Raw genomic sequence first — 23,805 nt, forward strand, 5'->3', positions numbered from 1 at the left:
TCCATCCAGTTTTTTCCTTTCGTTTGCTTGGCGGCTCACGATTGGAAGTTTCTGCGATGGACACCTACTTATACGTCAAACTTCTACTGCCACCCCGGCAAAGCCGGGGGATTTCCCATCGGATTAAAGTCGTAAACACAGGCCTAGCAGGCTGCTGAAATACTGGTTTCAAGGTGAAAAGTTGGAAATTTCTAAGGCCCGCTTACCCTTGGCACCCTCGAAAAAATAGCGTGTAGCTCGTTTTATGAGGTCGATAGTTTTCGATTTTGAGATGCCGGGAGGTATTTCAGCAGCCTGCTAGCCCGAATATTTCACGCAAATAAGTAGGCAGTCCCGCCGCAAGGCGCGTTGTCATTGGTATCTGAGGCCAATGTGACCATGCCATCTACTGATCTGAAAATAATCCGAGAAAACCACGAAAACCAAGGCTACAAGCCACACTCAGGGGGAATTCATGACCAGTATATGGAGCAGGCAGCATCTCGCATTCAGTAACGATGGGCTGGGGGTTTAGAAGGTTTCCCAATCACCCCCGCCACCTGCGAGAGCCATTTTGTCTCGCCCAAAAGGTGTCAGTGTAGGAGCAAGCGTCGCCACGGCCTTGGGGGCCGCTGCTTTGGGCTTCAATTTGTTCGTCGATACACCACGGCGATCTTCACCCTTGAAGGGTGTACCCTGCGGAATAGGTGAACGCACCTTCACAGTGGACAGGCTCTGGCCTGCGTCCAATTTAAAAACGGTCACGATTTCCACCAAGTCCCCTGCCTGGGTATTCAGACTACTGGCCGCTGCTGCCATCTCTTCCACCAGTGCCGCATTTTGCTGGGTGACCTGGTCCATCTGCATGACGGCCTCACCCACTTGGGAAACCCCAAGACTCTGCTCGTGGCTGGCAGCACTGATTTCAGCCATGATGTCGGTCACGCGGCGAATACTGCTCACTACTTCGGTCATGGTGACACCCGCCTGGTCAACGAGCACCGTGCCCTGCTCCACGCGCTCTACGCTGGCGTTGATCAGGCTCTTGATTTCCTTGGCCGCATCGGCAGACCGTCCGGCAAGGCTGCGCACCTCACTGGCCACCACGGCAAAGCCGCGTCCCTGTTCACCGGCCCGTGCCGCTTCCACAGCCGCATTCAGCGCCAGGATGTTGGTTTGAAAGGCGATGCCATCAATCACACTGATGATGTCGCTGATTTTCTTGGATGAATTATTGATTTCCTTCATGGTGTCCACCACTTGGGACACCACGTCACCACCTTTGGCCGCGACGCTGCAGGCGCTTTGCGCCAGTTGATTGGCTTGCCTGGAGTTGTCGGCGTTTTGCTTGACGGTAGAAGACAATTGCTCCATGGAGGCCGCCGTTTCCTCCAAGGCGCTGGCCTGGCTCTCCGTGCGCGTGCTCAGGTCCAGATTTCCCTGCGCGATTTGGGTAGAGGCAGTAGCTACTGCCTCTGAGCCCTGGCGTACCTTGCCAACCACATCGGCCAAGCTGGTCTGCATTTCCTTGAGTGCGATCAACAATTGTGCAGTTTCATTCTTGCCCTTGACATCGAATTGAAGACTCAAGTCTCCTGCGGCGACCGCACGCGAAATATCCACGGCCTGGTTGAGAGGGCGCGTTATGGAGCGGATGATCCAGATGCCCATCAGCACGGCGATTACCAGTGCGATGATTCCCGAAGCCCATACAGTAGTCTTGAGACTTGCGACGGCAGAGTTAGCATCGTCGGCCGACACCTTACTCAGCACGTTCTGGAAATTGATCAACTCGTTCACTGCTTTGCGATACGCCATTTGCGCTGGCCGGGCGTCCGACAGGAGATACGCTTTGGCCTCATCGGTTTTGCCAGCACCCACCAGTTCGATGTACTTCACTTGCGTCGGCACGAAGGCGGACCGGGCACCGACAATATTTTCCAGTAGTGCCTTGCCCTTTTCGTTCGTGATCTTGCTTTTGAGCTCGTCGATATTGTCGGCAATGCTCTGGCGGTCCGACTGAATAATTTCCACTTGCTTCTTCACATCATCCGGGTTGCTCATGATGACCATGTTGCGCATCGACAGCCCGATCTGCATCACGCCATGGTTGATGTCATTGAGCATTGCCAGCCGAGGCATACGGTCATCGGTAAGCTGGTTCAAGCCCTGCCCCACCGAGGTCACTTTCATTATTGACATGGCACCCATAAAAGCGATCAAAAGCGCCATCATGCCGAACCCGAGGGTGAGTCGGGTGGAGATTTTCATATCGTTGAAATTCATAAAATTTTCCTTATGTGTAGCGGTTATTGGGTTTGGCGGATCGTTGCTGATGGTCTTGCGCACAAAAAACCTTGCACCATATCCGTCCCGGCCTCCCTCGCAATAGCCTGCTGGATTTCGGTTTCAATGCCTTCGAAAATCACGGCAGCCTCAAGGTCATGCACAATTTCAACCAACTTGGGCAGCATCCGTCTCACACGCGGATCTTGGTCAGCTTTGACAATCAGTGAACGGTCCATCTTGACCACATGGGGTGACAGCATCCAGAGCCGGTCAAAGTTGGAATCACGTGCCCCGAAATCATCAATCGCGATTTTGAAACCCTGATAGGTATAGGCAGCTACCGCCTCGACCAGGCGATCATGGTCGCTGATACGTGACTCCAAAATCTCCAGAACAAGTGCTTCGTGGGGCAGGCCGCACATTTCCAGGAGTGGTCCGAAAAAGCGCCCATGCTGCCCGCTGTTGACGGTCATTAGATTGCGCCCATCCATATTGAGGTACAACTTGGCGTCCCCTGAGTTCTGCCGGGCAAAGTTCACCACATGCAGCATGCGGCTAATACGATCAAGAAAAATCGTGTCATCCAACTTCGCAGTCCGCTCGAAGACCCTTTCTGGGGAAATGCTTTGACCCAAGCTATCCGTCGCCCTCAGCAAGGCTTCATGTCCCACAGGGCTAGGATTTGTTGCTGAGAAGATGGGCTGAAAAGCAGACCGCAGCACAATACCATCGTGGTGAGCGCAAAACCCGAAATCGACGTCGAAATGGATTTGCACGGCTCGACGTGAATCAGGATTCCAGTCAGCGATGAATTGCGACCAATCCCATCCGCGCACGGAGGAACCTATTTCCGTCAGGTCAACAAAATTCATGACCAGCCCTCCCTTTATTAAAAAACCGCCATCGAGACCCGGAACGTAGTTGAAAAGTGTCAACGTCATAGGCATTCACTAAGGCATCGACTTTTTTGGTAAATTTCTTGTGCTGGGGTAAATACTAATTGATTTCTGTTACAGAATTGTTGCAAGAGTTACGCAGCAGGTACGAATTGTGTTGTGCAGTGAACACCGCGACTGACACACAGCTGTAGCAAAGGCGCTGTATCGTCGGTACCTTGCCTATCCGGTTGATTGCCAAAGCGGTGCCCCGATGCTAAATTTCGAGCATGGACCCTCGCGGTTTCCCGACGACGCTTCCCGAGTTTCAGCGGGTACTCCCCGATGAAGCGGCTTGCGCAAAGTACCTTGAGCACCTGCGATGGCCGCACGGGTTTATCTGCACGAAGTGCGGGAATAGCGGCGAGCCCCCCGTTTTGCCAAGCGTACATCGGTCGTCTTGAGAGGCCGTGCATGCCAAGCCAACGTATCGCTCATGGCAGACGCCGTCATGAAGGACAGTCACACGCCGTTGTCTATTTGTGTTGGCGCCGACCGAAAACTGACCCACTTATAGAGGTTATGCCGATCCAAAATTGACCCAGGTGTTTTACTGGCTCTGCCTTATTTTTAGGCAGGAGCAAATAAGGTGATCACCATGGAAATGTTGGGAAAAATCAGACGGATGCATCTGCGCGACAAGATGTCGTTGCATGCCATTGCCAAGCAGACCGGCTTGTCGCGTAACACGCTCAGGAGGTGGCTCAGGGAGCCGGATGAGGCGGCGGTGCCGACATACCAGCGTACTCCCGGAACGGGCAAGCTGAGCGCGTTTCATGTGACGCTGGAGTTGGCGCTCAAGGCCGACGCCCATCGCAACAAGCAAAACCGGCGCACGGCCAAGGCGCTGTTTGCGCAGATCAAGGCCGACGGCTACACCGGCTGCTACAGCCGTGTCACCGATTTCATCCGCGAGTGGCGTGTGAGCGAGGGCAAGACGCCACATGCTTTTGTGCCGTTGACGTTTGAGTTGGGCGAGGCATTCCAGTTTGACTGGAGCGATGAAGGTCTGGTGGTGGGTGGCATTTATTACAAGCTGCAGGTCTCCCACCTGAAGCTGTGCGCGAGCCGCGCGTTCTGGCTGGTGGCCTACCCTGGCCAGGGACACGAAATGCTGTTCGATGCTCACACCCGCTCCTTCGCCGCGCTGGGCGGGGTCGCCCGCCGGGGCATTTACGACAATATGAAAACGGCTGTGGACAAGGTCAAGAAGGGCAAGGGTCGCGTGGTCAACGCGCGCTTTGCTGTGATGTGTGCGCACTACCTGTTTGACGCCAATTTTTGCAACGTCGCCTCGGGCTGGGAGAAGGGGGTGGTGGAAAAGAACGTGCAGGACAGTCGCCGGCGTATCTGGCTGGACGCGCAGAAGATTCAGTGGGGATCGTTTGCTGAGCTCAACGCCTGGCTGGGCGAGCGCTGCCGTGCGTTGTGGAGCGAGTTGCGCCACCCCGAGTACCGGGAATTCAGCGTACTGGAAATGCTGGAACAAGAACGCGCCGAGATGATGCCCGTGCCTACCCCATTCGACGGCTATGTCGAGAACCCGGCGCGGGTGAGCAGCACTTGCCTGGTCACGGTGGCACGCAACCGCTACTCGGTTCCGTGTGAACTGGCGGGTCACAAAGTCAGCACCCGGCTGTATCCGAATCGGGTCAGCATCGTGGCGAATGACGCCATCGTCGCCAGCCATGAGCGACTCATCTGTCGTGGCCGCATCAGCTACGACTGGCAGCACTACATTGACCTGGTACAGCGCAAGCCTGGGGCCCTGCGCAACGGCGCACCCTTTGCCGACCTGCCAGCGCCACTGCAGCGACTGAGGCAGGGCCTGCTGCGCCACGCAGGCGGCGACAAGGTCTTGGCGCAGGTGCTCGCTGCCGCGCCCACGGCGGGGCTGGAGGCCGTGCTGGTGGCAGTGGAATTGGTCATCGAGTCTGGCGCGCTCAGCGCCGAACACGTCCTCAATGTACTGGCCAGGCTCAACGCCAAGCCAGCGCCAGAGTCGGTGCAGACCACCCTGCAACTCAAGGAGGCGCCGCTGGCAAACACCAGCCGCTACGACAGCCTTCGCAGCACAATGAGCGTGGCCACCAGCAACACCGTGGAGGTCAGCCATGCGCAGTGATGTCATCACCGAACTCAAGGAGTTGCGCCTGCGCGGCATGGTGGGCGCCTGGGAGGAATTGACGGCCCTGGGGGACACGGGAATCGCGTCCTCAAAGTGGCTGATCGAGCACCTGCTACAGGCCGAGCACACCCATCGGGCCATGGCTTCGGTGAGCCATCAGATGAAGGCGGCCAAGTTCCCCCTGCACCGGGATCTGGCCGGCTTTGACTTTGCATCAAGCAAGGTCGACGAAGACCTGGTCGGGCGGCTCGCCACGCTGGAGTTCGGCGACACGGCACAGAACGTGGTGCTCATCGGTGGGCCGGGCACGGGCAAAACGCACTTGGCCACCGCCATGGCGGTATCGGGCATCGCCTCTCGGGGCAAGCGGGTGCGGTTCTATTCCACGGTCGATCTGGTCAACTTGCTGGAGCAGGAGAAAGCGCAGGGCAAGGCGGGTCGGATTGCGCTGTCGCTGATGCGCATGGACGTCGTCATTTTGGATGAGCTGGGGTACCTGCCGTTCAGCCAGGCCGGCGGCGCCTTGCTGTTTCACCTGCTGTCAAAACTGTACGAGAACACCAGCGTGGTCATCACCACCAACTTAAGCTTCTCCGAATGGTCGGCCGTGTTTGTTGATCCCAAGATGACGACGGCGTTGCTGGACCGGCTCACCCATCACTGCCACATCGTGGAGACGGGAAACGAGTCATACCGTTTCCAACACAGCAGTATGGCTGCCAAGTCGCGCATCAGGGCGCGCGAGCAAAAGCGCAAGGGCCTTAACGCGGCAGTGCCGGATGAGCCGTTCTGAGAGTGTCATCAAGGGGGAAATCCGCTACGGGCTACGCCTTTCGCTCCTTTCCCCCTTGCTTGCGTTCCAATTCAAAAAACACCAAGACAGGGGAACCTCAAAACCAGCCACTGAGTACACTTATCCACAGTTGCCAATTCAAAAAGCAGCTACCCGCCCTGGGTCAATATTCAATCGGCGCCGACACCCCTGACCTCGATGCGGTGTCCGCGCACCATCGCGTCATTCATCGCATCCAGAATGGTCGTGACAGCGAATTCCGCATCACGTTGCGTCAACTGAGTAAACCGGGCGGCTAGAAGTTCAACAAGGTTTGATCGATTCATTTGCCCCGAAGAATATATCAACTTCCCAGTCTACTGCCCAAAAAGCACGCCTGAGCGCCATTTTTTGGCGCTTTCTGACCGCCTCTGATAGCAGCAGCACATGGCGAGAAACCCGGCGACGCAGCAGGCCGTCTCCAACGCGTGCTTGCAGGAGCAAGGTTTGCTCAGTGTGAAAGACTTGTGGTGCAAGGCACGGGGCTAGACGGCTCTGATTGGCAAATTCTAGGTGTCATGTGCCAACATGGCTATCCCCCAAACGGGGATGCGTTGTATGACTATCTGCGGTGAACCCACTGTTGTCGATCATGTAGATCGTTTTCTCATCTGAGCTAACTGCAATCCCCGGTAAGTGCGGCGGCGCAGATGAAGAGCCCGAGCCTGACAACGCAATGCTCCCGCGAATGGCCGGCAATGCCGGAGGGATCAAGTCAACAATGCCGGATTAGACGACACTGGTCAAGAACCTTCGCAAGGATGGCGACCATTGCTGGGTGCGTGCTATTGCCGCGCCGGTGCGTTGCAATGGCCAGCTCGTGGACATCTGTCGGTATGCACCAAGCCATCGCGCACTGAAGTCGAGGCGGCGGACGCGCTGTACCGTTGTTTCAAGGAAGGGCATGCGCCAGTGCGCTGCAACTGCTCCCCGCAGTCTGGCGGCCACCAGAAAGAACCAAGGCTGCGGTTACCAGTAATGCCCCAGTTCACCGCCCAGACGTCGAACTTCTGCCAAGCCAGCTTTTAGGCACCAACACAGACCTTAGTGCACCATCTTGGTACGACCACAGGTGGATTCACTTATTGCAAATTGCACAAACCACCAATTAAGCCTGGTACGAAAGATGCATGGTGAATCACAAAGTCACTCTGCGTAGTCACCATGCCTGAAATTGTCGACGTAAGTTCATTGGCTACTCAGAGCCCGAGCATTTCGGCACGGTTTCATGTGGCCTTGACGCAAAGCCCCGTACCAGCCGCGCTAGAAGAGGCCGCATCATTCGGTCGCTGGTGGTTTGAGCCCGAAACCTCTCGAATAGTACTGTCCGCCACCGCAGCACACTATTTGAGCGTGGAAGCGGGGCATCACCATCGGTTGGACGATTGCTTCAACTACGTTGTCTCGGACGACATGCTACGTCTGTTGTTGATCTTCACCAGCAAGCTCCACCTGCCCATCAATAGTGATTTTCGCGTCATCACCGCCACGGACGGGTTGCGCTGGTTGCGTCTGACTTCGCTCCCTCTGGACCTTGCCAATCCGCACCTCGTCAGCGGCATACTGCTTGACGTCACTCCCATCAAGCACGCGGCCATGCGCGAACGATTGGGTTTCGAATTGACGGAATTTTTAGTCGGGTCACACACGCTGGGCGACGCCGTCATCAATGTCATCCAGCTGATATGTAAAAATCTCGGTTGGGACTGGGGCGCCTACTGGGCACTGGAGCAGTCACCCGAAGGCACGCAACGGCTCGCGTGCAAGCACTTTTGGCACCACCCCGAACACGATATGGGCTCTTTCGGCAAAGAAAGCTTGACCCTTTCCATGGCACCCGGTGAAGGTCTGGTCGGTAGGGTTTGGAAAGACGGTGAAGCCAGTTGGGTGGAAGACATGACCAATGACTCGCGTTTCTTGCGACGCGCAAGTGCAAGGGAATGCCGACTATGGTCAGGCTATGTCTTCCCGGTCACCTATGTTTCTGATGACGGCCACCAGCACAGCCCAGGCGTGCTGGAGTTTTACAGTAGCTTGTCGCGCCAGCCAGAAGCGCAATTGCCTAACTTGTCAACGACCATCGGTGCATTCATCGCGCGCATGGCGCAACGACTTGAACAACAGGCCATCATTCTTCACTTGGCGCAGGTTGACGAATTGACAGGACTCGCCAACCGGAGCCACTTTTACGCACTACTGACCCAAGCATGCGCAAGTGCGGCAAAGGCCAAGACATCCTTTGGTCTGATCTTCATTGACCTTGACCGCTTCAAACCGATCAATGATGCGTTCGGTCACGAGGCCGGCAACGTTGTCCTGCGTGAATTTGCACAACGCTTACAGGCCCTCGCGCCAGTGGGCGCCAGCGCGGGTCGCTTGGGAGGCGATGAATTTGCACTGCTACTGCCAGGTGACTCAGTGGAACACTTGGTCGCGCTGGCAGAAAACATTTTGCAGGCGGCACGAACCCCATTTGCTTATGAGGGCGTCGAGGTGACGGTGTCGGCCAGCATCGGCATCAGCACTTTCCCGGAAAATGGCGAAACGAGCCCCGAACTGCTTCGTAGCGCAGATGCGGCGATGTACCGCATCAAGCAGAACGGCCGAAACGGTTGTGACATTTCTTCCAGCAACAATCCGCATGCCCTGGCACAGAAACAGTCATCACTTGCCCGGCGCTTGACCATCGAAACCGAACTCCATCATGCATTGCACGGACCAGAGCTGTTTCTTGCGTACCAACCCATCTTCGATATGTCCACTGAACGAATGCATGCCGTCGAGGCACTCATTCGCTGGAAACGCCCTGACGGTACGCTGGTTCCCCCCGATGTGTTCATTCCCATTGCAGAGCAAAGTCACCTCATCGTGCAGATCGGGAAATGGGTGGCTGAGCAGGCTTGCCGCGATCTGGCCACCTTGCGCTGCGCCAATTTCAGGGACCTCAAGGTCCATGTGAACATGGCCGCCTCGGAGTTCATGAGCAGCACCTTGCCGGAAGAATTGCGCGCGCTGGCCACGGCGTTCGATCTTGACCCGCATAACCTGTCGCTTGAGCTCACGGAAGGCATGCTGATGAAGCGGCCAGACCAGGTGATCCCGGTGATGCGCACATTGCGCCAACTCGGTTTTGAGATCAGCCTGGACGACTTTGGTATGGGGCATTCATCCTTGGCACTATTGAAGAACCTGCCTATTTCCTCCATGAAAATCGACCGAACATTTGTTCGTGATCTGCCGCATCAAAGCAACGACCGGGCGATTGTGAAAACCATCATTGAGCTGGCTCGCCAAATGCATCTGGACGTTATTGCCGAAGGTGTCGAAACTGCATCGCAACTGGACATTCTTCAGCTATCGGGATGCACCTTGATTCAGGGATTTTTGCTTAGTCGACCCCTGAGCCTGGCCGATCTACTCACGAAGTACCCCGCAGGGAGGTGGCGGCAATAGTCATAGGTTGAGAAGTCATTCATTTTTTGAAAGGTTGGACCTCATGTCCCTCGCCATAGCCAACAGACCCATGGTCCCTATATCAACGCCAACACCGGCACCAAAGCTGTCCGGTGAAGTCTTCGCCACCCTCATCAACCTGTCGGGGCGCCGGCGGTTCACGTCGCAGCGCGTGGTGCTGTACGCGGTACTGGCTGCCAAAAAAGACCCAACGCTTGGTGGTGTCGCCAGTGATGCATTGGTTCTTTTCAGAGATGCGCACATCGCCCTCATCAAGGGCGATGACAAGCTGCCGGGTGTCTTCTGCTCCTCCCTGCAAGAGGCCTACTTTGGCCCAGAGCAAGGCGATAAGAAAATCCGCGAGTTCATCGAATTGGCCGAACGTGCCCTACACGCGATCCAATCGGGTTGGCGCCAGGTGCCCGTTTTGCTGGACGAGTTGATTGAAACTACGACACCCTTGTTGGCCGTTCTCAATAGCATCACGGCCATCTACGAAAAGGAGGCGCGCAGCCATGCCAGCAGAACCAAGAATCAGCTGCTGGACGTAATGAGCGAAATCAAGGCCATTTCGAAGCAGGCGCACATGGTTGCCTTCAACGCACAAATCATCGCCGCGCGAGCCGGCACTGCAGGACGTGAATTTTCGGTGGTGGCCACCGTAATGACCGGCATTACGGGCGAGATCGACAAACTTTTACAGGCTGCGCTTGCAGAATCCAGCGCTTAGTGGCAAGTAAAAGGTCCAGTATATAGAGCACGTTTTGCTCTGGACATTACGTTAAATAGGGGTAGGGAACGGCTTTCGCCGTCCCCTCCCTCCGAACCCGGTGTGCGGTTTTCCCGCGACGGGCTCTCCAGTCAGTTGTTCCACTGTCACGAAGCATCAGATTAGCAAAGTTTCGATGGGGGTTCGAAAACTGCTGCGGCTTCATGGCCCGACACGCGTTTGTGCGATGCCCCGGTTTTCCGAAAAGACCCAATCACCATGACCAGTTTGACCAGTTGATACCAGCGAAAACACAAACGGCACCCGAAGGTGCCGTTTGATAACCACGGCCCTGAGGCCGTAGGGATTTAAGCGCCCTTGGCAGCTTTCTTGGCTGTACCGACTGCTTGTGTAGTTGCTGCTGCGAAGTTCGACTGAGCAGCTTCAACAGCCTTTTTAGCTTGAGTCTGAGCGGATTCAATGGCGTTCTGGCCGGCGGTCAATGCGCTTTTGAAAGCAGCGACCGCGGACTCGGTTCCAGCGGGAGCGTTCTTGGCAAGGTTTTCCACCACGCCGCCAAATGCCTTCTGAGCTTCTGCGGTCTTGGCTTCAACGGCTTTTGTGAATTCTGCACCGCTGTCAGTAACAATGATTTGAACGTGCTGAACATAGGCAGCAGATTTTTCGGCCAGAGGCTTAAAAAAGTCAGCTTGCAGAGCCAGCAGTTCCTGGACATCTTTGGCACCCAGAACTGCCTGGATATGCCCGAACGATTCGCCCAACACAGATTTAGAGGCAGCCATGTTCAGCTCGACCAGCTTTTCAAGACCGGCAAAAGCTTGGGTCGTCAGACCTTCCACTGCTTGAAGATTGGTTTTGTTAGTTGCGATGAATTGCTCGGCGGTGTTGTTCATATCTATTTCCTTAAGTTGATTGGGAGAATCTGGAGCTTGCCCAGTAAAAGCCGTGCCGTGCTATTTATATTGCAGCGCAACATAAGACAAATTATAGGGAAAACCAGAGTGAGCGCAAGCATTATTGCTGCATTGCAGCAATAATTAGCAGTGCCAACTTGGCATCAAATGGGTGCAATGTCGTGACCAAGTGAAAACCAGGCATGCCGTCGTTGGTGAATGGTCTGAATTGGGGAACGCCATATGAAAAGTTTGTCGGTGTTGTTGAAGACCCCTGCGAGGGCTGTGATCGTGGTCGGTTTGATCGTACTGGTGATCGAGCTTTTGATCATGCTGCTGATCTCTGGCTTCACCGAGGGATCGTCGCTGGGCGTATGGGATTTCGTCGATCCGATCATGCTCACCGCGCTCGTCTCCCCCGCCCTCTATCTCCTGATCTTCAGGCCGATGCGCAACCAGCAAGTCGAACTCGAACGGCAACTCGTCGAGTCGCGCCGCAATGAACATCTGACGGCACTAATTGAAGCCATCCCCGATGCGGTCTTCTTAAAGGATGGCGAGGGACGCTGGCTGGTCATCAATGAACCAGCCAAGCAGTTGTTCCAATTACACAACCTTCCCTGGCGGGGCAAAACCGAAATGGAATTGGCGGACCTGCATCCGGCATGGCGCGCAGCGCACGAAGAATGCCTGGCGAGCGATGAAAAGGCTTGGCAGGCCGGCAAGTTGCTGGTAGGCGAAGAAAGCGTGGCAGGGGAAGACGGTCAATGCATGAGCATAGAGACGCGTAAGGTGCCGCTGTTCACCAAAGAGGGGCAACGCAAGGGATTGGCAATCATCGGACGCGACATTACCGAGCGCAAGCAGGCCGAAGCCTTGCTAAAGGCGCAACAAACGCAGCTCCAACTCGCCGCACGGGTATTGGAACAAAGCCGCGAAGGCATGACGGTGACCAATCCCCAGGGCACCATCATCATGGTGAACCAGGCCTTCACCACGATCACCGGCTACACCGAGGCCGAGGTGCTGGGCAAGAACCTGCGCTTTTTGCACTCCGGGCGGCAGAGCCCGGCGTTCTATGTTGCGATGTGGGAGGCCATTCTCACCAAGGGGCAATGGTCTGGAGAAATCTGGAATTGCCACAAAGATGGCACGGTGTACCCTGAGTGGCTGTTGATCTCTGCCATTCAGGACGAGCAAGGGCAGACGACACATTTTGTGGGCAACTTCAGCGACTTAAGTAATGCCAAGGTTACAGAAAACCGCATCCAGTGGCTGTCGTATTTCGACGCCATCACCGGCTTGCCCAACCGCGCGTTGCTGCAGGACCGGACCGCACACGCTATCAGCATGGTGCAGCGCGCCAGCCAACCCCTGACCATGATGCTGGTGGGCATTGACCACTTCAAGTTAGGCACCGACACCCTGGGCCACAATGCCGGCGACAAGCTGTTGGTGGAAATTGCCAAACGGCTCAGCGACTCGGTGCGCGCCCAGGACACTGCGGCATGCCTAAGTGGCAAGGAATTTGTCCTGGTGCTGCCCAACACCCCGCCTGAAGGTGCAGCCCACCTGGCCACCGACCTGCTGCAAAAACTGGCTCAACCGTATCGGCTGGATGATCACGAACTGACCCTGACCGCCTCCATCGGCATCGCAAGTTACCCCGGCAATGGAAACGACTTCGACGCGCTGTTCAAGGCCGTCCAATTTGCCTTGCACCGTGCCCAGGCTAATGGGCGCGATACCTTCCAGTTCTACAGCGATGACATGTACCGGCAGGTGCTCGCGCGCGAGCACCTGGTCAAGGACTTGCGCCATGCGGCTGCGCTGGATCAACTGCAACTGCTCTACCAGCCACTGGTGGACTTGCAGTCCGGACAAATCAGCGGCCTGGAGGCGCTGCTGCGCTGGCACCACCCCGAGCTGGGTTGTGTCTCGCCTGCCCAATTCATTCCATTGGCCGAAGAATCGGGCTTGATCAAGAGCATTGGCGAGTGGGTTTTGCGACGGGCATGCCGCGATGTTCGCACCTGGCAGGACAAAGGCATCAAAGTCCCACATGTGGCCGTCAACGTCTCACCCTTGCAGTTTCGTGATCCGGATTTGATTGGCCAAGTTAAAAGTGCCCTCTCCGACTACCGGGTCGATCCTCATCTGGTTTATCTGGAAGTGACCGAGTCTGCACTGATGGACGATGTACCGCGCAGCGAAGCCATGCTCAAAGAGTTCAAAAGCCTGGGCCTCAGGCTCTCGCTGGACGATTTCGGCACCGGCTACTCATCGCTGAGTTACCTCAAGCGCTTCCCTTTTGACAAGGTCAAGATCGACCAATCCTTTGTACGCGACATAGCCACCAGCCAAAGTGACAACGTGCTCGTGAAGGTGATCATCGCCATGGCGCATGGTCTGGGCCTGAGAGTCATCGCCGAGGGCGTCGAAACCGAGGCCCAATGCGAAATCATGCGCACCAGTGTCTGTGACGAAATCCAGGGCTATTTCTTTTCCAAGCCGATCTCCGCTCAGGCTATCGAGGAACTCTTTTCTGAGGGCCGGCAGTTGCCGCCCCATCTGCTGCGTCTGCAAAAGCCGCCACGCACCCTGCTGCTGGTCGATGATGAACCCAATATCCTGGCCTCGCTCAAGCGTCTGTTCAGGCGAGACGCTCATGTCATCCACACCGCCAACAGCGGGGCCGAGGGCCTGGACGTGCTCTCCAGACACAAGGTCGACGTTATCATCTCCGACCAGCGCATGCCAGGCATGACCGGCGTTGAGTTCCTGCGTACCGCCAAAGCCAACTACCCCGATACCATTCGCATTGTGCTGTCGGGTTACACCGAATTGCAGTCCGTCACCGATGCCATTAACGAGGGGGCTGTCTATCGTTTTCTTACCAAGCCCTGGGACGACGATCAGCTTCGCGAACAAGTCCACAAGGCTTTTGAGTACCGCGAATTGCTGGAAGAAAATCGGCAGCTCGATATCAGGATCCGCACCACCAATCAGGAACTGGTCGCAGCCAACCGGCAGCTCGGTGACGTCCTGCAAAAAACGCGGCATCAGATTGAACGTGACGAAGCCAGTTTGGCGATCGTGCATGAAGCCGTGCAACACATGCCACTGCCAATCATTGGCGTGGACAACGAAGGCTTGATGGCCTTTGTCAATACAGCCGCCGAGCGGCTGTTCGCAAGCCAGGCCCCGCTCTTGGGCGTAGAGTTGGCCTATGCCCTGCCTGCGGTCGATACCGCCATTTCGGGCGCCGTTGAGGGGGCGCCATGCGAGTTGCTGATTGACCGCACCCGCTACCTCGTCATGTGGAACACCATGGGCGCGAACTCGCGATCACGCGGCAGGCTGGTGACTTTGACCAGTACCGGACTGAATTCATGAGCGATTCGAACCGCCCTCTGCCGCAGGGGCAAGGCCAGGCAGGCGTGCCGCTGGCGCCGGCACTGCTGGACGCCAGCGCCCAGGCAACCCTTTTGAAGACAATCGCCACCAGTGTTACCACCAGCCGTCATCCCCGAGCACCATCTTTTTGTAGAAATCCGTGGAGGAGCGCCTGGAAAACACTCCCGCTGCAAAGAAGGCGGCGGCGTCCGGAGAGATTCCGATCGCCTCCAAAATGATCGCCAGGATGATCACCGCTACCAAGCACACACCGAGCAGCGTGAGTCCTTTCTTCCACATCCCGTTGGCAGCGTAATAGAACGGTCCGAACAAAAATGCCCAGATATTGAAGATCAGTTGAAAGCGTTCTGCGAATGATAGTTCCTTCATTTTTGGAAGCTTGGGGCCGCCTGCTTTTTCGATTAACGCAAACCTTCGCGTCCAGGCGTCCGACAGCCCGGTGGATGCGGCTTGAGCCCGCTGCGCCGACTTGACCTGCAAGGCTTGAGGGGCGCCGCATTGAGGGCAAGTCGGTGCTGTTTCGTGAATCTGTTTGCCGCATCCGTGACAGTAAATCATGATTTTTTTCCTTTTAAATTTAGTTGAACTGATTAAAACGAGCCGAGCAGGACCAGCAGCGAAAGCGACAACAGGACAACTCCCGCGATCGCCATGCCCTTGCCCGCTTTTTTGTTACCCAGACTGATGACACCCAATGCCCAGCCGGCGGAAAGAATGATCCCCATGCCGATCAACTCGTCCCTACCGTGTTTCGAGTCCTCCGCGAGCGCCAAAATGCCAAGGACACCAAGAACCAGCGAGGTAATCGCCATCCAGAGTGACCCGCCCTCGTTTGCCGTAGCCGATACCGGAGATTTCAGAACGCCTCCGCACTGAGGGCAGCTTTGAGCTTCCTCGTGAATTTCTTTCCTGCAAAATTTACAAAAAATCATGGATGGTGTCCCTTAATTTGAGTTGAGTCTCAAGTTGGCTGACCAAGCCAACTGACATTGAAAGGCCGTCCACGCGTTGGCAGGCTTGCCTTGTATTGAACGGCCGCGGAACAGTCCGCAGGCGGCGCCAACGGCCATGGCCGGATCTGCCCGCTGCGGTGTGCAGTTATGTTTTTTCTAATGATGCTTTTGAATCCCCTTTAAGTTTAAAAAAATGCGTACCCAGATCCGCCGGTTCTTGCCGGAATCCGGTGTGCCTGTGCGCGCCCCTCCCTCGAAAGTGAATGCGCCTATCTTAATGGGCTTCAAACACCGTGGATTTAAACACCTCTTGATTACAGCATTGGAGGCATGCCACGATCTGCCGCCACTAAAGTACTGCCCCTTCGATTGACTTTTGCCAGAAACATCCGTCTGGTGCGGATTCACGCGGGCATCTCGCAGGAGCGCATGGCCGCAGAAGCGGGTCTTGACCGGGCCTTCGTCGGCACGCTGGAGCGCGGACAGCGCAACATTTCAATTGACAACATCGAGTTGATCGCCAGGGCCATAGGTGTGCCCGCGCATGAGTTGATGAATCCTGACCTGCCTCATTTGCGTGGACTCGATATCACGCTTACCCGCGCACCCCGCACCGCAAGGCCCTACCCGGTGGCGAGGCAAGCCAAAGCCAGGTTGTAGCCCCACGGGGATGCCTTGAGGCTCGCGCCGGTTTTCCTGGCTCCCATCACAACGCTGCTAATGCGTCTTGAACCGGATTGAATTTCGTCGCCTTTTGCTTCAGCTTGTCCGCAAACCGATCTTGATCCCATTTCCATGGGATGTACCAATCAAGCCGCGCGGCATTGTTTCATGCGATCCAGACGCTCTTTGATGTTGTCACCGATGCGCTGGATGACAGGGCCCACTGGCTCATAGGTTTCACACTGATTAATTTCATGGTGAACGAGCGCTCGCCTGATACCCAAGGCGCCCAGGGCCTTGGTGAGTTCGACCTGCACATTGGTGCCGCGTTGGAAATTGTTGAACGCATAAGCCTTCCCTCTGGCATGAAGGCGCTTGAGTAACTTGATGCGCTGCACGCCTTCATACAGGCTCACGGAGCCCACTTCATGCAAGCGCACGTCGATACTGACGGTGCCGTCAATGCTGATCCAGACATACAGGCCGATGTCGCAGATGGCGCGGCTATCGTCATTCAGGTAACTGTTGTCGCTCGGCACGACACGACGCAGCGAAAGCCAGAACGAAGTTGACTGGTTGTCATGACTGCCGTAATCAATGTCCCCCCAGTAGCTCGGACCCCTACGGTCCGCCCACGTGGGGATGACGATCTCGGTTTGGCTTGATTTTTTCATGTTCACTCCTGATTGGTTTATTTGCAAGACACTGTTTCCATCTGATTGACGTGACCCAGGAAACTAGAAATCGCCACGGCCTGCTTGCCAGGCTCAGTGATGTTTTTCAACAGCGCCCTAAAAAGCCCCGACTCGCGGGGCTTTTTGCTGAGGCGTCAGAAACGCCGGAAGTCGGCGCGCTCGAATCTCCACCGCTCCCAGCCCAGTATTCGCAGCAGCCGAACTCTGGCTTGGGCCGGGTCGGAGTCAAACCCCCGGTAGGTTTCTGAATCGCTGGTGTACTGGAATTCCCAGCCGCCACGGATGGGCTGGTACAGGATGACGTCCATACCCCTCACCCGGCTTCAATTTCGACTGGGGAGTGCATGCCGTTCAGCCAAGGTGACCGATGCGGATGCGCCATTGAGTTTTTCCGCTTTTTGATTCAGCTTGTCAGCCAACCCAAGCCTGATCGCGGTCATCCCCGCCGTGCCTGCTGACACCCCCTCCAACTCATCAGGAAAGAACTCTTCCACCACCGCCGCGCCTTCCTCCTCCGACTCCTCGAACGCCCCGGCAGCGAAGCCCTGCCGGGCTGCTTGATCCAGCGCCGCTTGATCGAAGCCGGCGGCCTTGCGCAACTCGCTTTCCGCCCTGGCACTGGCAATCGCGTCCGCCATGGTCATGCCGGTCTTGATCGTCAAATCCACGTAATAGATGGGTGCGCGGTGTGACTGGGTAGTCGATTTACCCCGTAGCCGCAGTTCCAGCGGCAAGGTGGACAGCAGCCCGCCGGAGACAGCATGGAAGTATTTCAGTCGTGCCGACAGCGTGCGGATGCTGTTGAAGCCCGTGGTGCGAAACACAAAGCTGCCCAGCTCGTCGTCATCGCCGATGCGCACGTTTAACCGGCCATAGGGTTTGCAGTGTCCTCCACTAGCGAGCTCACAGGCCTCCGGTGAAGGACACGGCAATGTCTGTACACCGGCTGCCAGGGAACGCCGACATGTCTCGCCATTGCCGACGCACAGGGGCCGCCCCGTCTGCCGGTCGAACAGGCTGTAATTGGCGCGCAGGTTGAGGTCCGGGTCGTCGAACAACAGCCGGATCGGAATGCTGCGCAGCTTGCTGGTGGGCGTTTTGCGCAGGGTCTCGTCCAAGGGATGACTCACCCAACCCGCCTTCACCTGCACTTGGCTGGTGACGGTGAATTCGTCGTCCTTCTCCGGCAGACGCTTGCCGTTCTTTTCCACGACTTTGCCGATGGAGATCCGGCCGATGACCGGTGGCGTTAACGCCAAACCTTTAAGCATGTTGATTCCTTTTTTTGATTGAGGCTGGCCTGCTTATTCATCTGAATGAAGGCAGGCCCATTGATCGATACGCATGGCACACAGCACCCCCCAAGCAGGGTCCACCGGTTTACACATTCACGAGAAAGCGCCGTGATCCCGGTTTGACCAGGGCGTAGCGCTGCAGCAGTTCCGGCTGGTCCTTCAGCAGATTGACCACGTCCAGCCCGCTCCCGTCCTTGCTGCGCTTCCAGGTCACGTCGCCGGTTTCGAACACCACTTGGGTGGCGTCGCCCATGCGTTGCTGGATGCGCTGCTTCAGTTGGGCTTCCAGCAGGACGTTGCTGGTCAGCACTTCCCGCACGGCCAGCAGGTCGGAGAACGCGGCCGACATGTCCAGGTCCTGCGACAGATCGAGGACGGAGCCGCTGTCCTGCGGGTACAGGCAGCGCAGCGCAACATCCGCCGAATCCGAGCCGTCGGCCGGAGGCGCTGTATCCGTTTCCACGTAGCGCCAGAACTGCCGTTCCAGCGCCATCAGGCGGGCGATCATGGTTTCATCGCGCTCGATGCGGTGGATCTGCAGATCCTGGCCGCCGATCAGCACGGCCACGTCCGCCGTCTGTGTTCCGGTGACCGCCAGCTGGTGCATGACCTGCAGCTGGATATATTCCGGCACGCCCTCTTTCCAGAGCCGCGCGCCGTTGATGCCCGCCGTCTTGCACTCCAGGATCTGCACCTCCGGTGTGCCGATCACTTCGCGGTCCAGGTTCGCCAGCATCCAGGGTTCGGTCGGATGCTGCAGCACGGCATTGATGCGCCGGACCTTGTGGCCGGTGCGCATGGTGTAGTGCGCAGCCACGATGGATTCGAGCAGGGTGCCCCAGTACATGGGACTGGTCTGGTCCTTGGGATCGACTTTGGGCAGGCCGGCATCCCGGCCGGTTTTATTCAGCCAGAGTTCCAGCTGTGAACAATAGGGATTGAGTCCGACGGCGGAAGCGGCATCCGAACTGCCGATGCCGCCTTTCCTGACGGTCAGCCATTGCTCGCGATTCAGGTCCTGCGTTTTGACCAGCTTCAGGGCTGGCTGCAACCGGGTGGGCTTGTCTGCCTTGGGTGCCATGTGTGCGTTGGCCATGGTGATTCCTTCAATGGTTATTTCGGTGCTACAAATAAGAAACCCCGATCCATGCAGGATGGAGCGGGGCTTTGTGCCGTCGTTGGGTTTGACGGTTGGTGCGGGGAAGTTACTTGCTGTTCACGCCGCCAGTTGCAGCGCATAGTCCAGGGCACGTTGCTTCAGACTGGCGCCTTGCCCGAACCAGGCCGAATCGAGACGGTATTCCTGGCTGCGCGCGCGTTTCTCGTGATCGACGAACTCGGTGACGGCGTTGAGCAGGCCCCAGGCCGTGCCAGCGGCAGAAGCCAGTTCCGCGCCGTGACCCTGCCCTTCGTACAGGGCCTGCACTTTCTTCAACGCGCGCTCGTTCATCAGGCCCTGCGCCGGATCGACATGACTGTCGGTCTGGCACAGGACCTTAAGGAAGTAGTTCATCGATTCGTGGCTCTTAACTTTGCGCTCGGACAGGGTTTTCATGCGGTACATGAAACTGTCCCACTGCGAGACCGCAATACCGAGCTGCTTCTTCACCGCTTGGGGATCGAAGCTGGTGCTGTGCGGCACCTTGATGGCGCTGCTGGCGCCGTTCAGTGCAATGGCCAGGGTGTTGTTGCAGACAACCCGGACGGTGGTTGGCGTGGCGGTAGTGGCCAGGGTGCCGTCGCAGGAGGTGGCCAGCAGGATGTAGCCTTTCACGACGTCGTTGCCTTTGAGGACAGCTTCCTTGCCTGTTTTAGCCAGCGCCCAGAACTTCTTGCCTTCTTTCAGGACACCGGCCGTTTCCAGTTCAAAGCCTGAAATCTCGGTGAGGTCGCGGTAAAACTCCAGCACGGCTTTGGGCTGCACCACTTGATAGCGGCCACTGACCACGGACAGCGCCGCTTTGGTGTCGCTGCGGTACAGCACCTTCTGCTCGTTGAACGACATGATGGCGCCCAGCGAGCCGATCTGCTCGGTCAGATAGCGCACCGGGGTTTCGCAGATGTTCCAGTCCATGCCGGCTTCCTTGGCCCAGACGTCGATGGACTGTTTGGCGGGCAATGGATTGCCCAGCTGGTGCCAGGGGGTTTCGCCGGTATAGGCCATGGATTGAATAAGGTGTGCCATTGGGGACTTCTTTCATTTGTGACGCACGTGACAAAGCCGCTGGGTTGATACAGCAAAGCGCAAGCCGGTGCCTGGGGTTGATTAAAGAGAACTGAGGGAAAACGAAGCGAGGGGTGCCGACGCCTATTCAAATGTCGGCAAGGCGATTGGCGTCAGGGAGAACTGGATGATGACGGTCTGCGCGACCAGCACCCTGCGGCTAAGCCCGCGACTGCATAAGGCAGTGGATGAAATGAATCAGATCCGTTTCAGGCTGAACGTGTGACCGCAATCCTGGCAGTGACAGTTGTCCAGGACGTTGTCATCCACCACCTCGCCCAAGCGCGCGCCCATGGCGCCGCCGGCAGCGCCACCGAACAGTCCGCCGATGATGGCACCGGCAAGGCCGCCGAAGATGGCGCCGACCGGGCCGGCAACCAATCCGGCGCTGGCGCCCAGTTCAGCGCCACCCATGGCGCTGGCTGCGCCACTGGCAGCGCCCGCCACAGCGCCGAGGACGCCGCCGGTTTTCTTTGCCAAGTTTTTTGTGCCAATTCGATCTGATTGGCAATGCGGACAAATTAAGGTCATTTTTAAAGCTCCTGATTGAGGTTTGAGAGAAGAAAAACCAGTCTCTCGTCTGGGTGAAAACTGCTACGTCGGCATAAATGCCCACTCAAGGGCATGGCTTGTTGAATCCAGTCAGCTGTTTGCGGCGGAAGACATTGGTGAAAGTTTTTCCTTATGGTCTGAGAACGGTGTTCGCGAATTCATCAAAAACGTACTGGACGCGACGGCCACCAAAAAGCAGCCAACGATGAGATGCACCGTTCTTACGGCTTGTTGATCGAGCCTACGCAATGACAGTCCCCAGAACAAAAGCCTGGTGACAGCCGTTGCGACCTTCGGTTTACCAACAGGAAAAATGATTTGTGAAATTTATTGGAGAAAACAAAATGGAATTTGCCCGATGCACGCAGAACGATTTGATTTACAACGCGCAGCAATTCGCGGGATTGCCAACAGATGATTTGTCGCAAAAGCGGCGTTATTTGGTCTGTCCTGAATGTGGGTGACATGCTTTTTTCCGCACCGAGACCCGAAATGACCGGGAGGCCTGTTTTGGTGCTCGACCCCATGCCGACGGGTGCCACTTTCGCGCAGCGCAGGCTCCTGCCAATGCCAGAGTCCATGGTGATGTCCATGGCCATCCTGCTCACCGCCTGGTTGTGGATTTTGGCTATGGGGCTACGGCGCAATGGGATCGACCGATCCACTCGGGCGATGTTGAAGACATCAGGACTCAGGATGGACCGGTTGCCGGGGCCGGCTTCAATAGCAACCATGTTCAACACGTGCGGCTGCGACCACTGCTGCGTCTATTGACTGCCCCAGCAGCATTCAGGACATCAGATCAAATGGTGGACGTGGCTGGTTTTGGCACATTCGCAGTGGCAGACTTTTTTGTATCGTTTGACGCAACAACGCCAATGCATAGCTATAAGTTGAATGGATTTTTTGGACAGCTTGTGTCAGCCCAATTCGATCATGCGAACACGCTGTGGTTGAACTCAGGTGGACAAGCTAATCTGAGCATTTGTGTACCGGGACAGCATGTTGCGGATCTGTTCAGTCGTTTTGGAATCAGCGACAAGGAACAGTTGACAGGAACCCGTGTGCTGGTCTTTGGAGTCATGCAAATCTCACAGACAGGCAAAAGGTATGTCGTACTGGGAGACTTGAACCACATCACCATTGATTTTGCGCCGGGCTAACGAGCGCGATCATCTTACGTGGATGACATTGGGCGGTCAATCGAACGAATGCTCCTCCATTACATGGTGGTGATATGTGGCTGAAAATTTCTAGACTAAACAGAATTTGCCGAGTTGTGCGTATTCCAGTCTGCAGGAACAGTCAGTCCGGTGCGTTCATCGCTTTGGTCAGGCGCACTATTTTGTGGTCCTACCAAACAGTCACCGTACGTGATTGACAGGCTGGTATGGAGCATCCCACATTCACGTAATCGGGCTACCAGATACCTGACGACCATGGACGCCGGCTTGGTGCCCTTTGCGGGCTTTCACGCCGATGAGGTTGTCGGAAGAAATGCTGCTATCCCGATGCACAAGCCGGGCAACAAGAAGATGCATCGTGTAACCCGACTGGCGACAGGTACTGCACAAAGCCGCCTAGACCAGTTACAAATGCATTGAACTAATGCCCTACTCACCCAAGCGTTTAATGCTGGATCACTTAGCCCTGCCGCCAAGAGTGCGGTGAACTCGCGATTCCTCTTCGATTGCCCTGGTGAAGTTTCCCAAACCAAACAGATTGAGAACGCGTTTGAACTGCGCTGCAACCGAAGGCTCAAGCTCTGCCAACCTACGGCAGGCGTCCAGAGTGACTGCGTTCAGTTCATTTGTCGGTACGACACGGTAAACCAGACCCCAGTCTGCCGCCTGTCTCGCACTGAATTCCTCCCCAAGCAGCATCAATGCCTTGGCGCGTGTCAACCCAATAGCGGCAGGTAATGTGGCAACCAGTCCTCCGGTGACAAAGACACCCAAAGATGCTTCTGGCAATTTGAACTTGGCATCTTCGGATGCATACACGATGTCTGCGTTGAGCATCCACTCAAATCCAGCTCCTATGGTCCAGCCATGGACTGCGGCAATGATAGGTTTGGGGTTGCTAACAATCGACCACGCAACCGATTGGACCAATTCAAGATCCTTTTCAGTAGGGGCTTCACTGACATCGCGACCCGCACAAAAAGCTCTGCCGTTACCCAGAATGCGAATTGCTCTTACGGATGCATCGGTGGCAGCGGCATCCAGTGATTTTTGCAGGTGGGATGCTAAGTCGTTGTCTATAGCATTGAGCTTATTGGGACGATTCAGTACCAAGGTCAAGACACCGGCGTCTTGTTTGATTATCAGTTTTTGGTCAGTCATTGGTAAAGGATAACCGTACTCCTGATTCGGTGGCACCGTCAATGTCCCGTGTCCGACCGCATACGAATGTTTAACGCATGGATCGCTTCCAGTCCTGATCCGCGACCCAGGAAATCAACCTGTAAGACTGCAACTGGTCGTCAAGAGCCAACGGCCACCTCGAATCCCACGCCTTAAACCTGTCGTTGGGACTGCGATCGCATTGGGCTGCTCCAGACCAGCCTGTCGCCGCCGGCTCTTGGGTGCCCATAGCTGTTTGCCAGCTTTACAAACTGGTGTCGCTAGAGCGGTCGCCCCATACCACCGAAAAGGGTTTATTCAAGGAGTCCGATAAGCAGGGGCAACCTCAGGTTACCCGGACCTCGACCTCCATTCCCGCGAACGCGTCAGCCGCACCAACGTAGCTGCCCGACACCGGCATC

At 56.5% G+C, this 23,805-nt stretch carries 21 protein-coding genes and 2 pseudogenes; 9 read left to right on the forward strand and 14 right to left on the reverse strand.

The genetic code is table 11. From position 1 onward, the window contains the following. Positions 1-510 precede the first annotated feature (510 nt). Together C5P05_RS34985 and C5P05_RS17395 are read right to left on the reverse strand one after the other, a co-directional pair. Positions 511-2,265 (reverse strand): methyl-accepting chemotaxis protein, encoded by a 1,755-nt coding sequence (locus C5P05_RS34985; RefSeq protein WP_114971107.1) that lies wholly within the window; start codon positions 2,263-2,265, stop codon positions 511-513. Positions 2,266-2,288: 23 nt separating this feature from the next. Next, complete coding sequence (locus C5P05_RS17395) at positions 2,289-3,209, reverse strand: EAL domain-containing protein (protein WP_157979366.1); 921 nt, start codon at positions 3,207-3,209, stop codon at positions 2,289-2,291. Between the two features lie 224 nt (positions 3,210-3,433). Between C5P05_RS17395 and C5P05_RS17400 the strand changes: the two genes are divergently transcribed. From C5P05_RS17400 to istB, 3 genes are all read left to right on the forward strand, one after another. After that, the gene (locus tag C5P05_RS17400; protein WP_114971109.1) at positions 3,434-3,607 is read left to right on the forward strand and encodes a transposase; all 174 of its coding nucleotides are present in this window, start codon (positions 3,434-3,436) and stop codon (positions 3,605-3,607) included. 194 nt (positions 3,608-3,801) lie between these two features. After that, on the forward strand, positions 3,802-5,328 hold the full coding sequence (gene istA, locus C5P05_RS17405) for an IS21 family transposase (protein WP_114971126.1): 1,527 nt from the start codon (positions 3,802-3,804) through the stop codon (positions 5,326-5,328). Further along, positions 5,318-6,124: an IS21-like element helper ATPase IstB gene (gene istB / locus C5P05_RS17410; RefSeq protein WP_114971110.1), complete on the forward strand. Its 807-nt coding sequence runs from the start codon at positions 5,318-5,320 to the stop codon at positions 6,122-6,124. Before istA ends, istB begins: the two co-directional genes overlap by 11 nt. 176 nt (positions 6,125-6,300) lie before the next feature. On the opposite strand, the pseudogene C5P05_RS17415 reads toward istB, so the two are convergent. Beyond that, positions 6,301-6,450: pseudogene (locus tag C5P05_RS17415) on the reverse strand (HU family DNA-binding protein); the annotation flags it as partial. A 446-nt stretch (positions 6,451-6,896) separates the two neighbouring features. Here C5P05_RS17415 and C5P05_RS35305 point away from each other — a divergent pair. The 3 genes and pseudogenes from C5P05_RS35305 to C5P05_RS17430 all read left to right on the forward strand — a co-directional run. After that, positions 6,897-7,081: pseudogene (locus C5P05_RS35305) on the forward strand (hypothetical protein); the annotation flags it as partial. Positions 7,082-7,327: 246 nt separating this feature from the next. Then, positions 7,328-9,616 (forward strand): putative bifunctional diguanylate cyclase/phosphodiesterase, encoded by a 2,289-nt coding sequence (locus C5P05_RS17425; protein ID WP_114971112.1) that lies wholly within the window; start codon positions 7,328-7,330, stop codon positions 9,614-9,616. Between the two features lie 43 nt (positions 9,617-9,659). Further along, positions 9,660-10,346 carry a methyl-accepting chemotaxis protein gene (locus tag C5P05_RS17430; protein WP_232834552.1) on the forward strand — a complete coding sequence of 229 codons (687 nt, stop codon included), beginning with the start codon at positions 9,660-9,662 and terminating at the stop codon, positions 10,344-10,346. 347 nt (positions 10,347-10,693) lie between these two features. On the opposite strand, the gene C5P05_RS17435 is transcribed toward C5P05_RS17430, so the two are convergent. Beyond that, positions 10,694-11,239 (reverse strand): phasin family protein, encoded by a 546-nt coding sequence (locus C5P05_RS17435; protein WP_114971113.1) that lies wholly within the window; start codon positions 11,237-11,239, stop codon positions 10,694-10,696. A gap of 243 nt (positions 11,240-11,482) precedes the next feature. Here C5P05_RS17435 and C5P05_RS17440 point away from each other — a divergent pair, with 243 nt between their 5' ends. Beyond that, positions 11,483-14,635: an EAL domain-containing protein gene (locus tag C5P05_RS17440; protein WP_114971114.1), complete on the forward strand. Its 3,153-nt coding sequence runs from the start codon at positions 11,483-11,485 to the stop codon at positions 14,633-14,635. 114 nt (positions 14,636-14,749) lie between these two features. On the opposite strand, the gene C5P05_RS17445 is transcribed toward C5P05_RS17440, so the two are convergent. Together C5P05_RS17445 and C5P05_RS17450 are read right to left on the reverse strand one after the other, a co-directional pair. Then, positions 14,750-15,214 carry a DUF2628 domain-containing protein gene (locus tag C5P05_RS17445; RefSeq protein WP_114971115.1) on the reverse strand — a complete coding sequence of 155 codons (465 nt, stop codon included), beginning with the start codon at positions 15,212-15,214 and terminating at the stop codon, positions 14,750-14,752. 32 nt (positions 15,215-15,246) lie between these two features. After that, positions 15,247-15,588, reverse strand: a complete 342-nt coding sequence (locus C5P05_RS17450; protein ID WP_114971116.1) for a DUF4190 domain-containing protein — start codon at positions 15,586-15,588, stop codon at positions 15,247-15,249. A gap of 351 nt (positions 15,589-15,939) precedes the next feature. Here C5P05_RS17450 and C5P05_RS17455 point away from each other — a divergent pair, with 351 nt between their 5' ends. Further along, the gene (locus tag C5P05_RS17455; RefSeq protein WP_114971117.1) at positions 15,940-16,269 is read left to right on the forward strand and encodes a helix-turn-helix domain-containing protein; all 330 of its coding nucleotides are present in this window, start codon (positions 15,940-15,942) and stop codon (positions 16,267-16,269) included. 149 nt (positions 16,270-16,418) lie between these two features. On the opposite strand, the gene C5P05_RS17460 is transcribed toward C5P05_RS17455, so the two are convergent. The 7 genes from C5P05_RS17460 to C5P05_RS33745 all read right to left on the reverse strand — a co-directional run bounded on the left by C5P05_RS17460 (position 16,419) and on the right by C5P05_RS33745 (position 21,772). Further along, entirely contained in the window at positions 16,419-16,946 is a 528-nt protein-coding gene (locus C5P05_RS17460; RefSeq protein WP_114971118.1) for a hypothetical protein, read from the reverse strand. 155 nt (positions 16,947-17,101) lie between these two features. Further along, a complete protein-coding gene (locus C5P05_RS33740; RefSeq protein WP_157979367.1) occupies positions 17,102-17,275 on the reverse strand; it encodes a hypothetical protein in 174 nt (57 codons plus the stop codon). Between the two features lie 15 nt (positions 17,276-17,290). Next, positions 17,291-18,238 (reverse strand): hydrolase or metal-binding protein, encoded by a 948-nt coding sequence (locus C5P05_RS17465; RefSeq protein WP_114971119.1) that lies wholly within the window; start codon positions 18,236-18,238, stop codon positions 17,291-17,293. A gap of 109 nt (positions 18,239-18,347) precedes the next feature. Next, complete coding sequence (locus tag C5P05_RS17470) at positions 18,348-19,358, reverse strand: YqaJ viral recombinase family protein (protein ID WP_232834553.1); 1,011 nt, start codon at positions 19,356-19,358, stop codon at positions 18,348-18,350. A 120-nt stretch (positions 19,359-19,478) separates the two neighbouring features. Continuing rightward, positions 19,479-20,447, reverse strand: a complete 969-nt coding sequence (locus tag C5P05_RS17475) for a DUF932 domain-containing protein (protein WP_114971120.1) — start codon at positions 20,445-20,447, stop codon at positions 19,479-19,481. 237 nt (positions 20,448-20,684) lie between these two features. Further along, the gene (locus C5P05_RS17480; RefSeq protein WP_232834554.1) at positions 20,685-20,966 is read right to left on the reverse strand and encodes a hypothetical protein; all 282 of its coding nucleotides are present in this window, start codon (positions 20,964-20,966) and stop codon (positions 20,685-20,687) included. 293 nt (positions 20,967-21,259) lie between these two features. Continuing rightward, positions 21,260-21,772 (reverse strand): hypothetical protein, encoded by a 513-nt coding sequence (locus tag C5P05_RS33745; protein ID WP_157979368.1) that lies wholly within the window; start codon positions 21,770-21,772, stop codon positions 21,260-21,262. Between the two features lie 72 nt (positions 21,773-21,844). Between C5P05_RS33745 and C5P05_RS17490 the strand changes: the two genes are divergently transcribed. Then, positions 21,845-22,201, forward strand: a complete 357-nt coding sequence (locus C5P05_RS17490) for a hypothetical protein (RefSeq protein WP_114971123.1) — start codon at positions 21,845-21,847, stop codon at positions 22,199-22,201. Positions 22,202-22,678: 477 nt separating this feature from the next. On the opposite strand, the gene C5P05_RS17495 is transcribed toward C5P05_RS17490, so the two are convergent. Next, on the reverse strand, positions 22,679-23,383 hold the full coding sequence (locus tag C5P05_RS17495) for an enoyl-CoA hydratase/isomerase family protein (protein ID WP_114971124.1): 705 nt from the start codon (positions 23,381-23,383) through the stop codon (positions 22,679-22,681). Positions 23,384-23,805: the final 422 nt, after the last annotated feature.

The sequence above is a fragment of the Rhodoferax ferrireducens genome (assembly GCF_003347515.1).
Lineage (GTDB): Bacteria > Pseudomonadota > Gammaproteobacteria > Burkholderiales > Burkholderiaceae_C > Rhodoferax.

Coding starts and splice junctions, on each gene's coding strand:
- C5P05_RS17490 (WP_114971123.1), top strand. CDS start 21,845: ATGGTGGACGTGGCTGGTTTTGGCACATTCGCAGTGGCAGACTTTTTT.
- C5P05_RS17495 (WP_114971124.1), bottom strand. CDS start 23,383: ATGACTGACCAAAAACTGATAATCAAACAAGACGCCGGTGTCTTGACC.
- C5P05_RS17430 (WP_232834552.1), top strand. CDS start 9,660: ATGTCCCTCGCCATAGCCAACAGACCCATGGTCCCTATATCAACGCCA.
- C5P05_RS17455 (WP_114971117.1), top strand. CDS start 15,940: ATGCCACGATCTGCCGCCACTAAAGTACTGCCCCTTCGATTGACTTTT.
- C5P05_RS33745 (WP_157979368.1), bottom strand. CDS start 21,772: ATGGTTGCTATTGAAGCCGGCCCCGGCAACCGGTCCATCCTGAGTCCT.
- C5P05_RS17450 (WP_114971116.1), bottom strand. CDS start 15,588: ATGATTTTTTGTAAATTTTGCAGGAAAGAAATTCACGAGGAAGCTCAA.
- C5P05_RS17470 (WP_232834553.1), bottom strand. CDS start 19,358: ATGGCCAACGCACACATGGCACCCAAGGCAGACAAGCCCACCCGGTTG.
- C5P05_RS17435 (WP_114971113.1), bottom strand. CDS start 11,239: ATGAACAACACCGCCGAGCAATTCATCGCAACTAACAAAACCAATCTT.
- C5P05_RS17425 (WP_114971112.1), top strand. CDS start 7,328: ATGCCTGAAATTGTCGACGTAAGTTCATTGGCTACTCAGAGCCCGAGC.
- C5P05_RS17465 (WP_114971119.1), bottom strand. CDS start 18,238: ATGCTTAAAGGTTTGGCGTTAACGCCACCGGTCATCGGCCGGATCTCC.
- C5P05_RS33740 (WP_157979367.1), bottom strand. CDS start 17,275: ATGGACGTCATCCTGTACCAGCCCATCCGTGGCGGCTGGGAATTCCAG.
- C5P05_RS34985 (WP_114971107.1), bottom strand. CDS start 2,265: ATGAATTTCAACGATATGAAAATCTCCACCCGACTCACCCTCGGGTTC.
- istB (WP_114971110.1), top strand. CDS start 5,318: ATGCGCAGTGATGTCATCACCGAACTCAAGGAGTTGCGCCTGCGCGGC.
- C5P05_RS17395 (WP_157979366.1), bottom strand. CDS start 3,209: ATGACGTTGACACTTTTCAACTACGTTCCGGGTCTCGATGGCGGTTTT.
- C5P05_RS17445 (WP_114971115.1), bottom strand. CDS start 15,214: ATGATTTACTGTCACGGATGCGGCAAACAGATTCACGAAACAGCACCG.
- istA (WP_114971126.1), top strand. CDS start 3,802: ATGGAAATGTTGGGAAAAATCAGACGGATGCATCTGCGCGACAAGATG.
- C5P05_RS17475 (WP_114971120.1), bottom strand. CDS start 20,447: ATGGCACACCTTATTCAATCCATGGCCTATACCGGCGAAACCCCCTGG.
- C5P05_RS17440 (WP_114971114.1), top strand. CDS start 11,483: ATGAAAAGTTTGTCGGTGTTGTTGAAGACCCCTGCGAGGGCTGTGATC.
- C5P05_RS17460 (WP_114971118.1), bottom strand. CDS start 16,946: ATGAAAAAATCAAGCCAAACCGAGATCGTCATCCCCACGTGGGCGGAC.
- C5P05_RS17400 (WP_114971109.1), top strand. CDS start 3,434: ATGGACCCTCGCGGTTTCCCGACGACGCTTCCCGAGTTTCAGCGGGTA.